This is a genomic window from Advenella sp. S44 (genome assembly GCF_002810445.1).
GTDB lineage: Bacteria > Pseudomonadota > Gammaproteobacteria > Burkholderiales > Burkholderiaceae_B > Advenella.
Genome location: NZ_NEXS01000001.1, coordinates 460,530 through 474,274, shown reverse-complemented (window position 1 = coordinate 474,274; position 13,745 = coordinate 460,530). Strand labels below are relative to the sequence as shown.

14 protein-coding genes are annotated in these 13,745 nt (G+C 51.0%); 3 read left to right on the top strand and 11 right to left on the bottom strand.

Features of this window, described 5'->3' with window-relative positions; translation table 11 throughout:
- Nucleotides 1-7: 7 nt before the first annotated feature.
- The 3 genes from CAP48_RS02235 to CAP48_RS02225 all read right to left on the bottom strand — a co-directional run bounded on the left by CAP48_RS02235 (nucleotide 8) and on the right by CAP48_RS02225 (nucleotide 3,188).
- Complete coding sequence (locus CAP48_RS02235; protein ID WP_100694373.1) at nucleotides 8-1,060, bottom strand: LacI family DNA-binding transcriptional regulator; 1,053 nt, start codon at nucleotides 1,058-1,060, stop codon at nucleotides 8-10.
- A gap of 1,027 nt (nucleotides 1,061-2,087) precedes the next feature.
- Nucleotides 2,088-2,591, bottom strand: a complete 504-nt coding sequence (locus tag CAP48_RS02230; protein ID WP_100694372.1) for a 2,4'-dihydroxyacetophenone dioxygenase family protein — start codon at nucleotides 2,589-2,591, stop codon at nucleotides 2,088-2,090.
- A gap of 132 nt (nucleotides 2,592-2,723) precedes the next feature.
- The gene (locus tag CAP48_RS02225; protein ID WP_100694371.1) at nucleotides 2,724-3,188 is read right to left on the bottom strand and encodes an ester cyclase; all 465 of its coding nucleotides are present in this window, start codon (nucleotides 3,186-3,188) and stop codon (nucleotides 2,724-2,726) included.
- A gap of 249 nt (nucleotides 3,189-3,437) precedes the next feature.
- Here CAP48_RS02225 and CAP48_RS02220 point away from each other — a divergent pair, with 249 nt between their 5' ends.
- Nucleotides 3,438-3,971, top strand: a complete 534-nt coding sequence (locus CAP48_RS02220; protein ID WP_100694370.1) for a VOC family protein — start codon at nucleotides 3,438-3,440, stop codon at nucleotides 3,969-3,971.
- 29 nt (nucleotides 3,972-4,000) lie between these two features.
- The gene (locus tag CAP48_RS02215) at nucleotides 4,001-4,777 is read left to right on the top strand and encodes an SDR family NAD(P)-dependent oxidoreductase (protein ID WP_161495177.1); all 777 of its coding nucleotides are present in this window, start codon (nucleotides 4,001-4,003) and stop codon (nucleotides 4,775-4,777) included.
- A gap of 82 nt (nucleotides 4,778-4,859) precedes the next feature.
- Here CAP48_RS02215 and CAP48_RS02210 read toward each other — a convergent pair whose 3' ends face one another.
- The 8 genes from CAP48_RS02210 to CAP48_RS02175 form a co-directional block, all read right to left on the bottom strand.
- Nucleotides 4,860-5,819 carry a tripartite tricarboxylate transporter substrate binding protein gene (locus tag CAP48_RS02210; protein WP_242444293.1) on the bottom strand — a complete coding sequence of 320 codons (960 nt, stop codon included), beginning with the start codon at nucleotides 5,817-5,819 and terminating at the stop codon, nucleotides 4,860-4,862.
- Between the two features lie 519 nt (nucleotides 5,820-6,338).
- Nucleotides 6,339-7,364 (bottom strand): substrate-binding domain-containing protein, encoded by a 1,026-nt coding sequence (locus CAP48_RS02205; RefSeq protein WP_100694367.1) that lies wholly within the window; start codon nucleotides 7,362-7,364, stop codon nucleotides 6,339-6,341.
- A gap of 527 nt (nucleotides 7,365-7,891) precedes the next feature.
- Complete coding sequence (locus tag CAP48_RS02200; RefSeq protein ID WP_100694366.1) at nucleotides 7,892-8,836, bottom strand: threonine/serine dehydratase; 945 nt, start codon at nucleotides 8,834-8,836, stop codon at nucleotides 7,892-7,894.
- Nucleotides 8,833-9,849: a succinylglutamate desuccinylase/aspartoacylase family protein gene (locus tag CAP48_RS02195; RefSeq protein ID WP_100694365.1), complete on the bottom strand. Its 1,017-nt coding sequence runs from the start codon at nucleotides 9,847-9,849 to the stop codon at nucleotides 8,833-8,835. The genes CAP48_RS02200 and CAP48_RS02195 overlap by 4 nt, the downstream gene beginning before the upstream one ends.
- Before the next feature lie 57 nt (nucleotides 9,850-9,906).
- Nucleotides 9,907-10,695 (bottom strand): transporter substrate-binding domain-containing protein, encoded by a 789-nt coding sequence (locus CAP48_RS02190; protein WP_100694364.1) that lies wholly within the window; start codon nucleotides 10,693-10,695, stop codon nucleotides 9,907-9,909.
- Nucleotides 10,696-10,731: 36 nt separating this feature from the next.
- A complete protein-coding gene (locus CAP48_RS02185; RefSeq protein ID WP_100694363.1) occupies nucleotides 10,732-11,463 on the bottom strand; it encodes an amino acid ABC transporter ATP-binding protein in 732 nt (243 codons plus the stop codon).
- A complete protein-coding gene (locus CAP48_RS02180) occupies nucleotides 11,450-12,100 on the bottom strand; it encodes an amino acid ABC transporter permease (protein WP_100694362.1) in 651 nt (216 codons plus the stop codon). The genes CAP48_RS02185 and CAP48_RS02180 overlap by 14 nt, the downstream gene beginning before the upstream one ends.
- Nucleotides 12,097-12,768, bottom strand: coding sequence for an amino acid ABC transporter permease (locus CAP48_RS02175; protein WP_100694361.1), 672 nt, complete (start codon nucleotides 12,766-12,768; stop codon nucleotides 12,097-12,099). The genes CAP48_RS02180 and CAP48_RS02175 overlap by 4 nt, the downstream gene beginning before the upstream one ends.
- Before the next feature lie 111 nt (nucleotides 12,769-12,879).
- Here CAP48_RS02175 and CAP48_RS02170 point away from each other — a divergent pair, with 111 nt between their 5' ends.
- Nucleotides 12,880-13,704, top strand: coding sequence for an IclR family transcriptional regulator (locus tag CAP48_RS02170; protein ID WP_100694360.1), 825 nt, complete (start codon nucleotides 12,880-12,882; stop codon nucleotides 13,702-13,704).
- Nucleotides 13,705-13,745 lie beyond the last annotated feature (41 nt).

Here is a 13,745-nt window from a genome sequence, read left to right as displayed (position 1 = left end):
ATTGGGACTATGATGAAATCGCCCGGCAGGAACCTCTTAGCACCAGCTCGGTTGGAATCTCTATCCTGCCGGGCTGGCCCTCACTGGCGCGGTTCTCTATTTGATCAATCAGATTCTCTGCCGCGATCCTGCCAAGCGCCATAGCGTCATATCGCACAGCGGTAATTTGCGGCGTCATAATGCGGGCGATATCAGTATCGTTGCTGCTAATTAGGGAAAGATCATCAGGAATTCTTTTACCAAGCAGTTGCAAAGCTTCCAAGACGCCCGGCAACAGGCGTACTCCCATGGACAACAAAGCAGTGGGCGGCTCTTTCATATCCATTAGTCGCTGGGTCTGGGATAGTCCGTACTCAGCGGAAAAAGAATCAAGACAAAATAGACTGGAGTCAGGTTCAATGCCAGCAGACTTCAGTGTCTCTTCCAGCGCTCGGATCCGGTCCCGGGCTACGCGCGTACCCGGGGCTCCAGTAATCAATGCTATTCGCCGGTGGCCCAGGCCCAACAAATACTCTACCGCCTGGCGCGTTCCCCGGAAGTGGTCTGCGCCAATAGACATTGAACCCATGGTAATTTCCCGCTCCATCATCACGTGCGGAACACCGAGATTGCGAATTGCTGCCAGCACGGCTTGATTATTTTCATCCTGAACTGTCAGTATCATGCCGTCCGCGCGGCGACGTTTGAAAAAATCCATAAGTGCCACTTCCCGCTCAGGATTACCGTCAGTACTGGCGGTCACTAGCAGATATCCTTTTGTACTGAGCATTTCCTCGGCACCCTTGGTCATGCTTGCATACAACGGATTCCGAATATCGGAAAAAATGAATCCAACCATTCGTAGCGAAGGATTTCGAATATTTTGGGCTGCAATATTCGGACTCCAGCCCAATTGCTCAATCGCGATCTGCACCTTCCGAGCAACCGCCGGCTTCACACCAGGTACATTGTTAATCACGCGAGAGACTGTCCCAATCGATACACCAGCCACATCTGCCACTTCTTGTACGGTAATCCGCGCAGGAGACGATTGCGACACTTCTTTTTTTACACGCGCCATACTAAGGCTCCAAATAAATCACTTGTTATTCTGAGTTTCATTGCCGCCCTGCAGTAAACTGCTATCGCAGCTTGGCGTCATGCTCTGAGATTATATGATCAGGTTTGGCGCCCAATCACTTCGGCTGAGATAGTTCGGCACATTGACAATCACCGGGTAACGTTTGCTCAATTCGCCATTTGCATAGAAATGCGTATCATCCCCTGCAAAAACCACCTGATCGCGAGCCGTCGCGACCGCTATAACGTGCCGTCTAAGCACATATACTCTCTCAGGTCGAACAATGATACCCGGCGAAATAGCAGCCGTCTCGTCAGTGAAGGAGATCCTTCCGGCATACGGGGCGTTCTGGCCTCTGCCCTGCTTCCAAATCCGGCTCCAGTTCCTCAAAAGCGGCTCGGCCGCAACACGACCATTGTCTGGCGTCGGTTTAAAAGCAATTTCTATTACCGTAGCTACAAGACTTTGAATAACCGTCTAAGAATTTAGACGCCTGTAATACCTATTACAACACTCAGCCCTGCAATTCTTACCAGGGTCGATATAATCGACAAAGTGCATTCACAGCCGAAATATCGGTAAGTGCGATTTTTGGAAAAATATTAAATTCCTGGGTTGGTTGGGCCGCTGTCGCCATGGCCGGTTCAGAAAACACACGGCTTTTTTCTGAACCTGATATTGATGCTTGCTGTGCTATGGTGATTTACCGCTTACAAACTCCACACCATGTAAGACCACCATACCGAATCCATTATGGCAATGGTCGGAAAACATTAGAAATGGCCGATGACAGCGGTTTTTGACATCGCTATCGATATCGGCGACCGAAAAAGGGCCGAGTCAAGCCTATCAACTCTCATCAGAAAACATTTGGTAAATGTCGTGATTAAACTGGCTAATTGAACACGGCAAACGCGGATATGTTCATTTCTACCAGCCGGGCCTAATGCACTGCATTGAAAAAACAGCAACTTGCCAAATTTCAGACATCACCTTGTGTGGCACCTTGCGCCACACATTAACCATTCTATCTGGTAAATTCAGCACCACCCTTGGGCCGGATATATTTAGGAATAGGAATCCCCTGTTTGCGCGCCGTTTCAAGAATAGATTCCTCTATTGCCCCGGCATCGCGAATGCCAATAAATTCGCCATCTATAAAATTTATGTTAGCCCCGTAAACAACCATGAAACCTTCGGCAGCTTCCTTTGCGTCCTTGGGTACACAGAAAGTGTGGACTGAACCGCCCGGTTCATAAAGATAGCTGCCTGCCTTTTGAGGATCATCGGGATACTCCAGATAATGCCATTCGCCCTTGGTTGTGTAAAAGTGAACCACGCCGGTATGAAAATGGGTAGGCAGTTGGGTACCTGGATTGAACTTTCCATACAACACCCACACTCCATTTTCACGATCAAGGAACAAAGGAATAATGGTTGAACCCGGAGCAGACCCAGGCAGTTCCACGCCCTCATTGATGTTGAGCGTAAGTAAGCGTTCCTGCTTTGTGACGACTTCTGGTAAAGACATGTGAATCTCCTCGTGTGTATAAATATTTGCCGAGTGTTTCCAGTAGCAACCGCATATCTGGATGGAAAACTTCTTACAGGATTCGCGGTGCGTTGCAATCTATCCGCAAACACACTGCATTTAACTATTCAGTCAAATCAATCCAAGCGAGCGCAACTTTGCATCCTGAGATGTATAAGGTCGCTCGCAAATAATCTTGTCCGAGCCAGGCGCAAATTCAAAAGTTGCAGCCATGCGAACATGCATTTTTCTACCTGTAGGTTCGTAGCTACGGCCATCTATAGTCAACACACCCAGATGGGTACCCTTGAGGTAAAACTCTACAAGCACAGTATCGTCTGCTGCAGCGATCGCAATAATTTCATTTGTCAGATCAGGGAAGGGAATTCGGGAAGATTCAAAATAGCCGCGTACGTCCTCCTCGCCGTCGTAAATCATGCCACTGCCATGCATTTCATAGCGCGGATGTTCAAAAGTAGCGATCACCGCATCCCAGTCATGTAAACACTCCATGGCCATATGATCTATTACGGTCTTGATACGGGTTTGCTGCAAGGCGTTTGATACTGAAGAGCCCAAAACTGATGAGTCCGACATTATGTACTTCTCCATTTCTTAAAAAAGTCTGTTCAGCTGCCTGTGGGCTAAAGCCGAACGGTAGTTATCTACGTTATAAGTTGCGATATAAGTTGCAGTTTTGTAATAACGTTTCCACATAATTATAAAACCCAAATTGCCGGCACTTATATAAAAGTAAACACTATATTGAAAAATATGGCCGTACTTGTTATATTTACAAAACGGAAACGTTTCCATTTTATTCGAAATGAATTAGGAGTGCAAGGAATGGTCAAGGTACTGGGTGATGTAAGGCAAATCGGGCTGGTAGTACGGGATATTGAGAAAGCAATGGCGCACTGGAGCAAGATACTCGGCGTAGGTCCATGGTTCTACAAAAAAAAGGTGAATACAACTGAATTTTCTTATTACGGCAAGCCATCTTCCCTCCCGGAATTGTCTATAGCCCTGGCAAATTCGGGGGGCATTCAACTGGAGTTGATCCAGCAACGCAACAACGCACCGTCATTGTATTTGGATTTTCTCGGCACCGGAGCCGAAGGTATCCAGCACGTGGCGTACTGGACCTTTGATCACTTTGATCAACACAGAAACAAATTACTTACCCAAGGATATCAAGAAGGCCACGCTGGAAGAATGGGGGAAGGACGCGGAAGATTTGCATATCTACTGCACCCGGACATACCGGGTAATGTTATTGAACTGTCCGAAATGACCGGAGGCAAGGGTGAATACTTTGCAAGGATCGCCGAAGCACATACAAATTGGGACGGGGAAGAATCCGTTATTCGAATCGACTAACCCTTCAAACTATATAAGTAGAGATAATTGTGAAAGCGACAAAAGATAAGGTGGTATTGATTACCGGAGGCAGCAACGGCATTGGCGCTGCGACGTGCGAAAAATTTGTATCTGAAGGCGCAACAGTTATTATTGCGGATAGGCAGGAACCAGAGAACTTTGTCCCGTCAACTCAAATCCATTTCCATTGCCTGGACGTCACATCGGAATCACAATGGCTTTCTCTGTTTCAGAAAATAGAGGCATCTTTCACATCTCTGGATGTGCTGGTCAACGCAGCCGGAATTGTAGGCGACGTGCTGAACGGTTCGCTCGAGAGCACCACGCTTGACGAGTGGCATCGTGTGCTTGCGGTCAATCTGGACGGAACTTTCCTGGGCTGTCGCGAAGCCGTCAAGCTGATGCGAAAACAAGGCAGTGGAGCCATTGTAAATCTGTCCTCGGTGGGCGCGTACTATCCAACAACGCAAAGCGTCGCCTACGGCGCCAGTAAAGGAGCCGTCACGCAACTGACCAAGTCCGTAGCGTTGTTTGCCAGCATGGGTAACATTCCCATTAGATGCAATTCCGTACACCCGGGGCGCATCGAAACGAAAATGCTGGATGATATCCTGACGCAAAAATCAGCACGGGCCACGCAAAACAACATACAGAATATACCCACTACAGCTGACCGTACGCCCATGGGAGCAAAAGGCGCGCCCGAAGATGTGGCCAGTCTTATTTATTATCTGGCGTCGGACGAAGCGCGATATATAACAGGGGCTGAGTTTGTCGCAGATGGAGGCTGGAAGCTGCTGCGCTAAAGGTCACGCTGACATAGAAAAACCGTTATGCCATTAGTAGTCCGGTCTCATCAGCACATTGACGAGACCGGTTTAATTTTTGCTATTGCGCTTCAATACCGGCTTGCTTGGCGATATCTTCCCATACCTTCGCATCAGCAACCGTCGCCTTGGTGTGATCAGCACCCGAAACGTATTTGGCGGTAATACCCAGGCCCAGCAGTTTCTTCTGGATAGCTGGCTGTGCAAGTGTTTTTTCGAGTGTTTTAGACAATTTATCCACTATTGGTGCAGGTGTACCGGCTGGCACATACATTGCCCAGTTCAATTCCCGATCAAAATCCACTCCCTGTTCCTTGTAACTGGCAACATCCGGCAGGCTGGGGGAGCGTTGAGTACAGACAGCAAGCGCTTTGACTTTGCCGGCTTGCACGTAGGGCGTCGCCGTAACCATATCGACAAATCCAGCAGAGATGTGGCCGCCCAGAATATCGTTCACCAGTTGCGCCGTGCCCTTGTATGGCACGTGCGTCAACTTGATTCCCATTTTCTGGGCCAGCACTTCACCGCAGAAATGGCCGGTTGAACCTCGCCCCCAACTGGCATACTGTAAGGGTTCCTTGTGGGAATCGTTAAATGACTTAACACCCGCAAGATTGCTTGCGGGAAAATCCTTATTCGCAATCATTACAATTGAAGACGAACCGATCACACCCAGGGAGGTGAAGTCGTCGATTGGATCATAGGCTATCTTGGTGTAAACATGCGGAGACAGCACATGAGTAGTCATTCCGCCGATCGTAATGGTATAGCCATCAGGCTTTGCTCTGGCAACATCCGCGATTCCAATCGTCCCTCCGGCACCGGGCTTGTTTTCCACCACCACCGGTTTCCCAAGTTGTGCCGCAAACTGCTCGGCAATGATACGGCCGAGTATGTCGCCGCCGCCGCCTGCCGAAAATGGCAATAACATGCGTATGGGGCGGTCTGGGTATGTGTCAGCCTGAACCGATGCAGTAGCCGTTAAAGCCGCTAAGCAGAATGCATATGGAAAAAGTTTCACTTGTCTCTCCTATTATCTCAACACTTAAAAATTATTATGCAGCCGATGTCTTTATCCATATTGTTGCGTCGCCAGGTGAATGCATTCCACAGATGACGGGCTGAATAATTGGTGCTGGCTGTTTCTGTTTTCATCATTTACGCGAACTAATAATGGAAACGTTTACATTTTATATGCTTTCTTCACCTGACGCAATTTGTTCATACTGATATACGCAAACATGCTGATATATATCAAATAAATGAACATACTAACAAAGTAAAAAGTAGTAGAAAATCTAGAACCACCACTCGCTATAGCAGAACTTTCCACTATTATGGAATCGTTTCTTTTATTAATTAAAAAAACGGTTGCATCGCAGCCGCATCATCCATAGCGTATTTTGTTGAGGCACCATTCGTCCAATAATTATTGAAATCCTCAAGGCCCGTGTATACAAACACCATCCCGGTGCACGGGCCAGAGATTCCGAAACGCCTGCACCTGGGGCTGTGCAGGCACAATCGGCAAGCAACATTTTCAGCCTCGAGCTGACACCTGGACAGGAGCGCAAGATTCACGCGGCATAAGACGTGAAGTGATAACGATCCGTTCAGGCTCGCTTTTGGTTTCCCGGTCAAGTTGCTTGAGCAATAACTGCGCGGCCACAGTACCGACAATATTCAGATCCCAGTTCAGTGCCGTAATGGATGGCGTAAACAATTGTGATAAATCTGTATCACCAATGCTGATGACACTTGTCTCATGAGGAACCCGGTGCCCGCAATGGCGTAATGCCTGAAGTACCCCGGCAAGAATTCGCGTCCCCAAACAGAGAAATGCGGTCGGTCGGTCTTTGCCCGAGAGCAGCGACAGCGCGTCACTGAATGCGAACTCCATGGATGATTTTGCTGAGCGAATTAGTTGTGATGCGGGCTCAAGCCCACGCTCTTTAAAGGCTTTAGAAAAACCGGCAATACGTTCGCGACCCGGCCTCAGGTGGCTGCCAGGCGTCATCAAGGCAATATTTCTATGCCCCAAGTCCAACAGGTAACGCGTCGCCTCGAGTGCGCCGTTATAGTGATCGACATGGACACCCGTTGCTAACTCGCCGAAATCCCGGTCGAGCGCCACCACCGGCATATCAGACATGAGCCTGTTAATGACCTGCATGGATTCGGTCTGGCACGGACCCAGTATCAGGCCGTCTACGCGACGCGCCCGAAACAAATCAATGAGTGCTTTTTCCCGTTTTGTTTCGTTATGCGTGCTTGCCACCAAAAGAGAATAACCCGCTGCCTGAAAAGCTGTCTCGGCTGCAGTTATCATAGCTGCATATAGCGGATTGGCCAGATCCGAAACCAGAATACCTACGACACGAGTAGAACGTGTACGCATGCTGCGAGCAACAACATCGGGTTCATAGCCAAGTTTGCGTGCCGCTTTTTCTACCGCAATAATTGCCTTTTCGCTGACCCGTCCGCTTCGATTTATAGCTCTGGAGGCGGTACCCAGCGAAACGTCGGCTTCCTTGGCAACATCGCGAATAGTGACGCGGGCTTTCATCAAAACAACCTTTATTGAAGTACAAGTGTAGTGGTAGAAATCTGAAATAGGACATCCATAATGACGCAATATCATTATTGCCAGGAACACAATCCATCGCTTTAGTTGTGAAAGCCAACACTTACCCTGGCATTTCATATTAAGCGAAAATGGCTAGCATGATTTTAATGGCTTTTTACATCAATTGTGAACTTGTAGTATTCGAAGTTCTATTATTAATGCGAATGTTTGCAAGTTATTCGAGCATTGATGATGTGGGAAGCTGGTAATGCGTGCTCCTGCGCAGGAGTTGACGATACATGCGCGGCTTGAGTCGCGCGCGAAACAGTCCGGTACTATCTGCAGTCAAAGCGAAACTCTGCATTGATCGTCTCGATCCACCAGAAATGGAAACGTAAATAACGACGGATAAGTTGATTCAAGCATCCATCGTCATTATTGGGTGGAATTACAGACCCTCTATGAATTATTTTAAAGAACAATGTAGACATCGGAATCATAACGAACGCATCAACGCTAGCTCCAACTCAGCCCATCAAGATAGGGTCCGGACCGGCACCGCACAACACCACGCAAACCCGCTCATTCCTGGAAAACTGCAATTGCTTATCATGTAAAGCGGCAAGGGCCGCTACCCCACTCAAATCAGCCGCAATGCCCATCTCAAACCACAGCCACCTTGCCGCGCTGCGCAAGGCCTCATCGTCCACCAGCACCAATTGGTCAACCTGATCGCGAACCAGTTCAAATATCCGTTCGTCGGTGCGCGCGCATGCCAGTGTTGGAACCGATGTTGTCACCTTATCCAGTGTTACGACCTTTCCTGCCTGGAGGGATCGCTGCAGTGTTGGCGCTCCCGTCGCCTCCACACCGATCACACGGACATCGGGCCGCAATGCCTTGATCGCCGTGGACACGCCGGCAATTAATCCACCCCCGCCAATAGCGAGTACAACGGTATCGATATCCGCGCACTGCTCCAGCACTTCCAGGCCTATTGTTCCCTGGCCGGCAACAATAAGCGGATCGGCAAATGGATGAAAGTACGCTGCGCCGGTACGCTCGACATGCCGCAGCGCCTCAAGATTGGTTTCGTCCCAGACATCTCCCACCACGACGACTTCAGCCTCCCATTGCCGCAGTTTATCAATTTTGCTTTCCGAGACATTCGTCGGTACATAGATCGTGGCAGGAACTTGGGCGAGGAAAGCGGCACGAGCGACGGCCAGTCCATGATTTCCACCAGAGGCGGCGACGACACCGCGCGTCATTTGGTCAGTTGGAGTAGCAAGCAGGCGATTCATTGCGCCTCGGGCTTTGAAGGAGCCCGTCACCTGCAGGTATTCCAGCTTGAACGTCAAATGGGCGTCTGTGGCTGGCGCCTTGAACTGATCGGCAGCAATCACGGGGGTGTATCTGACCTTGCCACCAATTCGGTCTGCCGCAGCCTGTATATCGGCAATATTGATCATTGTAATTTCCCTTTATACTCATTAGCTACGACAAGGCAACAATTGCCCGGCTCTACACGCCCTGGCTGGCGGCGCCCGTAAAGCAGGCCATCGGCATCAAAAAACAAATCTGTCGGCGGCTGGCCCGGATTTGTCAGGTAATGAATGCGCCCAGCCAATTGCCCGGCATGAACCCACGAACCGGCTTGTACGAGAGGCTCAAACACACCTGCCTGCGGCGCAATCACAAAGCCCTCGGGGCCGGGAATGCCCAGTATGCGCCTATTTTCGTTTCGAGGCGCAACAGGTCTTGGGGGCAATACACCGAAATGCGCAAGCACATTGTGCACGCCCTGGCGGCATATTTCTACCGCTTCGGGCGAAACCGTGCCGCCGCCACCCAGCTCAGTCCCGACGGTAACCAGACCTGCACGTACGGACGCCGCGCTGGCCGTGCGCGACTCGCCATTGTTATCGACCACGACCGTCAGAGGCGCGTTGAATGCCAGGACCGCTTCGATATTGCGCCGCCGCGCTTCGGGCGTCGGCGCCGGCTCAATAATGGCACTTGGCATAATGTGCAGGGATGAACCACCTGAATGCAGATCAACAAACGCGTCGGCTTGTGGATAGATCACATCGTTTATATAAGCGGAAATTTGTTGCGTAATTGTCCCGTTATGGTCGCCGGGAAAGGTGCGATTCAAATTCAACCCATCAACTGGAGAGGTTCTGCGCCCGGCACTGACCGCGGGTGAGTTGATCGCCGGCAGGATAATGAGCCGCCCTTGGATTTTCTCGGGCGTCAGCTCCCTGACCAGTTCGCCCAGGACGATGGGACCTTCATATTCATCACCATGGTTTCCTCCCTGAAGGATAACGGTGGGACCGCGGCCATTGGCAATAACGGCAAGCGGAATACGGGTCCGACCCCACGCGTCTTCATGAGGAGAGTGCGGAATATCGACAAAACCGATTTGTTTGCCGCTTTTTTCAAAATCAATCGTGGTATAGGCTGTCGTTTTTTTTGACATATGAAAACACTAAAAATGTATAGAGGATGTCGCAATCGCGAAATGGCAAACGGTGAGCTATTGCTTCGGGATCTGCTTCGGCAGGGGAGAACCCAGCCATTTTTCCGATAGCTCGGAAAAAGCGCCGTTATCCATATTGGTAGACACGAACTCGTTGAGCCATTCGCGCAATTGCGTGTCTTCCTGTCTCAAGCCCATCGCCAGGGGCGAGTAGCGGAAAATGAATTTCTCCTCAATGGGCCTGCCTTTGCCGCGGTCCTGAATCGATTTTGCAATCACGTTTGCTGAGGCAAGCAGATCAACCTGGCTTGAAAGGTAGGCGGCCACTGTTGTGGCGTCGTCGTCAAAGCGAATGATTGTGGCGTCGGGCGCCTGCTTGGTCAGCTCCATATCCTGGGTAGTTCCGCGCGCCACGCCGACCCGTAAATCGCCAATGCCGGCAGCATCAGAGACCTTGGCGTCAGGCGGACCAAAAACGCCGATTGACAGAACAGAATAGGGCTCTGTGAAGGCGATGGAGCGGGCTCGCTCAGGCGTTTCGGCCATCGCTGCGACCACCAGGTCCAGCCGCTTTGTCTTAAGATACGGAATACGGTTTGCGCTGGTAATCTGCTGCACTTGTACCTTGACACCAAGCGCTTTGCCGATCATGTGCGCAACATCAATGTCCAGCCCGGCCGGCTGATTTTTCTCGTCGACAAACCCGAAAGGCGGAACATCCACCGGTACGCCAATGCGCAGCGTCCCGGCTTGTTTAATGTCCTTCAGGTCAGCTCGCGCCGGAGTGGTCGTTAGCATTAAGCCGGCAGCCAGTAAAATGGCCACGGCGAATATTTTTTTGAACATCGTATGTCTCCTGTTTAAAAGGGCAGAACCGAACGTTTAATGGAGCACTGCTTTGAGAAATCCCTGCAGCTCAGGAGTGGCAGGGCTGGTAAGCACTTCACTTGCAATTCCATCTTCATGCGGTCGACCATCGTGCATAAAGATTGTCCTGGAGGCTACGGTGCGGGCAAAATTCATCTCGTGCGTCACCAACACCATAGTCATGCCCTCGGCCGCCAGCGACTCCAGCACTTTGAGCACTTCTCCCACCAGCTCGGGATCCAGGGCAGAGGTAATTTCATCGAACAACATGATCTTGGGTTGCATGGACAGCGAGCGCGCAATGGCAACGCGCTGCTTTTGGCCGCCGGATAGTTCATCTGGATAGGCGTGCAGCCGCTCGGCCAATCCGACTTTTTCGATCATGGAGTGCGCGATGTCACGCGCCTGCGCGTCGGTCATTTTGCACACGACTTTGAGCGCCAGCATGACATTGCGTTCGACATTCAGATGAGGAAACAGGTTGTAGCTTTGGAAAACCATGCCAACCCGGCGGCGAAGCGCGTTCAAATCCGTGCCGCTATCGGTCAGACAGGTGCCGTCCACGACAATACGCCCCGACTGCACCTGCTCAAGACCATTGATGCACCGTAACAGGGTTGACTTGCCAGAGCCGGATCGCCCAATGAGGGATACGATTTCCCCTTCCTGTATGGTGAGACTCACGTCTCTGAGCACCTTCGTCTGACCAAACTGTTTATGAACGTGTTCCATTTTAACGAGTGACATGCATGCTCCGTTCAAGTCTGCGACTGGCAATTGACAATGAAAAACAAATGACAAAGTAAATGGCGGCAACCACCAAATAAGTAAGCAGCGGCTCAAATGTGGCGTTGCTCATAATTTGTCCCGCACGAGTCAGTTCAACGAATCCGATGACAGAGGCCAGGGAGGTATTTTTCACCAACTGCACCAGAAAGCCGACAGTGGGCGGTATGCTGATGCGTACTGCCTGCGGCACGATGACATGCCGCAACCGCTGCAGATAGGTCATGCCGACGCCGGCCGACGCTTCCCACTGCTCCCTTGGCACCGATTGAAGACTGCCTCTCCAGATCTCGCCAAAAAACGCGCTGGCATAGACGGATAATGCAACCACGGCTGCTATCCATGGATTGACCTCCAGTCCCAGCGCCGATAACCCGAAAAAGGCGACAAAGAGCTGACCAATGAGCGGCGTGCCTTGTATCACGCCAATATAAAGACCCGCTATCCAGTTCAGCGGGCGCAGCGGCACCGTTCGCAATATCGCGACAAAAAGCCCCAATATCGCACCTGCCAAGGTCGCAGCCAGCGCCAGGCCAATGGTCCAGCGGGCGGCAAGAAGCAGGTAAAAGGCCTCATCGACTCCGAATTCGCGAATCATGTTGAACTCCTTCGCTCGAAAGCCAGCCAGTAAATTGCCCTGAAGACTGCACGCAGGGCGATCGTCAGCACGAGATAAGCCAGGGTGATTCCGGTATACACCTCAAAGGACTGAAACGTCCTGGACTCTACGAAAACCGCCTGATGAAACAGCTCATCAACCCCAATGGTCGATACAATGCTGGTCATTAGCATCAACAGAATGAACTGGCTGCTCAATGCCGGATAAATCGCTTTAAGTGCAGGCATAAGAACCACGTGCCGAAATATTTGGCGTTCTCGCATCCCGAGGGCAAGGCCCGCTTCGATCTGGCTGCGGTGTATTGATTCGATGCCGGCGCGCAGAATTTCCGCGACATAGCCACTCAGATTGACGGTTAGCGCGATAAACGCTGCGTCGGGCGCTGAAAGGCGGATACCTATGCTGGGGAGCCCGAAGAACACAATCAGCAGTTGCACCAGCAGCGGCGTATTGCGGATCAGCTCCACATAGGATTGAGCCAGAGACTGTAAGACAGCGGGGCCCTGAGTTCTGAGCCAGGCAACCACCAAAGCCAGAATTGAACCGGCAACAATGGCTTTGAAAGACAGTACCATGGTCATGCCCACGCCCTGCAGAATGATGTCTGCATAAGGCAGAAACAGATCGTCAATAAAACTTATTCCCATATGTAAACACCTCTAGGTGAAATTACCAGTATTTTGAGAGTTAAGTATTCTGTGATGTTCATATATAATGTAATTGATCACTAATGAACAACAAATTAGGGAGAACCCTTGATGGTTGAAGTTACGTCTCGCCCGTATTCGGCCCCGGCACTAGAGAAGGGACTGGATATTCTGGAACTGCTGGCAAGCGAAGGAGAGCCTCTGACCCTGCGCCAACTCACGGATCATTTGAGCCGCTCGCGCAATGAAATATTCCGTATGGTCCACGTGCTGATTGAACGAGGTTATGTCGCACGGGACGCTGCTTCCGACGGACTGACGCTGACCAACAAACTATTTTCACTCGGCATGCAAACGCCACGGACACGCGGACTGGTCACTGTCGCCACGCCGATTCTGGACAAACTGGCCGAAAGTATCCGCCACTCCGTTCACCTGGTTGTTGCCAATCGTGGAGAAACGGTTGTTATCGGGGTGTCCAATGGTGGCTCCGATATGAATTTTTCCTTGCGTCTGGGCTATCGCCGTCCTCTTATTGACGCGCATTCCGGTCTCGTTCTTATCGCCTTTCAGCCGCCAGAGGTACAGAACGCAATGATCCAGGCCAGCATGGCGCTGATGCGCGATGAGTTTGATTCGGTTTCGCTGCATGAGGAGCTTGCCGCCATTCGTCGCGATTGCTCGATCGTGCGGGAAAGCAGAGACATACTGGGAGTAACAGACATTGCCTGCCCCATCGTCCAGGCCAATGGCCGCGCCGTGGCGTCGATCATTGTTGCGTATGTTAATCGTCGGGGCATCGTCCCCGACCACGAAGCGACCCGTCGACGCCTGGAAGCCGCCTGCGCCGAAATCGCCGCGCAACTGGACGAATATCGATCGGTAACGCCGGAACGCACGCCCGAGAATAAATCCCCAGAGCGAAAAACACGCTAAAGCCCACCAGATTTTGACGGTAAGGCCGATTCGACAATTGA

Excerpts from the sequence above, each read along its gene's own strand:
- CAP48_RS02235 (WP_100694373.1), bottom strand. The coding sequence starts at position 1,060 with ATGGCGCGTGTAAAAAAAGAAGTGTCGCAATCGTCTCCTGCGCGGATT.
- CAP48_RS02230 (WP_100694372.1), bottom strand. The coding sequence starts at position 2,591 with ATGTCTTTACCAGAAGTCGTCACAAAGCAGGAACGCTTACTTACGCTC.
- CAP48_RS02225 (WP_100694371.1), bottom strand. The coding sequence starts at position 3,188 with ATGTCGGACTCATCAGTTTTGGGCTCTTCAGTATCAAACGCCTTGCAG.
- CAP48_RS02220 (WP_100694370.1), top strand. The coding sequence starts at position 3,438 with ATGGTCAAGGTACTGGGTGATGTAAGGCAAATCGGGCTGGTAGTACGG.
- CAP48_RS02205 (WP_100694367.1), bottom strand. The coding sequence starts at position 7,364 with ATGAAAGCCCGCGTCACTATTCGCGATGTTGCCAAGGAAGCCGACGTT.
- CAP48_RS02200 (WP_100694366.1), bottom strand. The coding sequence starts at position 8,836 with ATGATCAATATTGCCGATATACAGGCTGCGGCAGACCGAATTGGTGGC.
- CAP48_RS02195 (WP_100694365.1), bottom strand. The coding sequence starts at position 9,849 with ATGTCAAAAAAAACGACAGCCTATACCACGATTGATTTTGAAAAAAGC.
- CAP48_RS02190 (WP_100694364.1), bottom strand. The coding sequence starts at position 10,695 with ATGTTCAAAAAAATATTCGCCGTGGCCATTTTACTGGCTGCCGGCTTA.
- CAP48_RS02185 (WP_100694363.1), bottom strand. The coding sequence starts at position 11,463 with ATGTCACTCGTTAAAATGGAACACGTTCATAAACAGTTTGGTCAGACG.
- CAP48_RS02180 (WP_100694362.1), bottom strand. The coding sequence starts at position 12,100 with ATGATTCGCGAATTCGGAGTCGATGAGGCCTTTTACCTGCTTCTTGCC.
- CAP48_RS02175 (WP_100694361.1), bottom strand. The coding sequence starts at position 12,768 with ATGGGAATAAGTTTTATTGACGATCTGTTTCTGCCTTATGCAGACATC.
- CAP48_RS02170 (WP_100694360.1), top strand. The coding sequence starts at position 12,880 with ATGGTTGAAGTTACGTCTCGCCCGTATTCGGCCCCGGCACTAGAGAAG.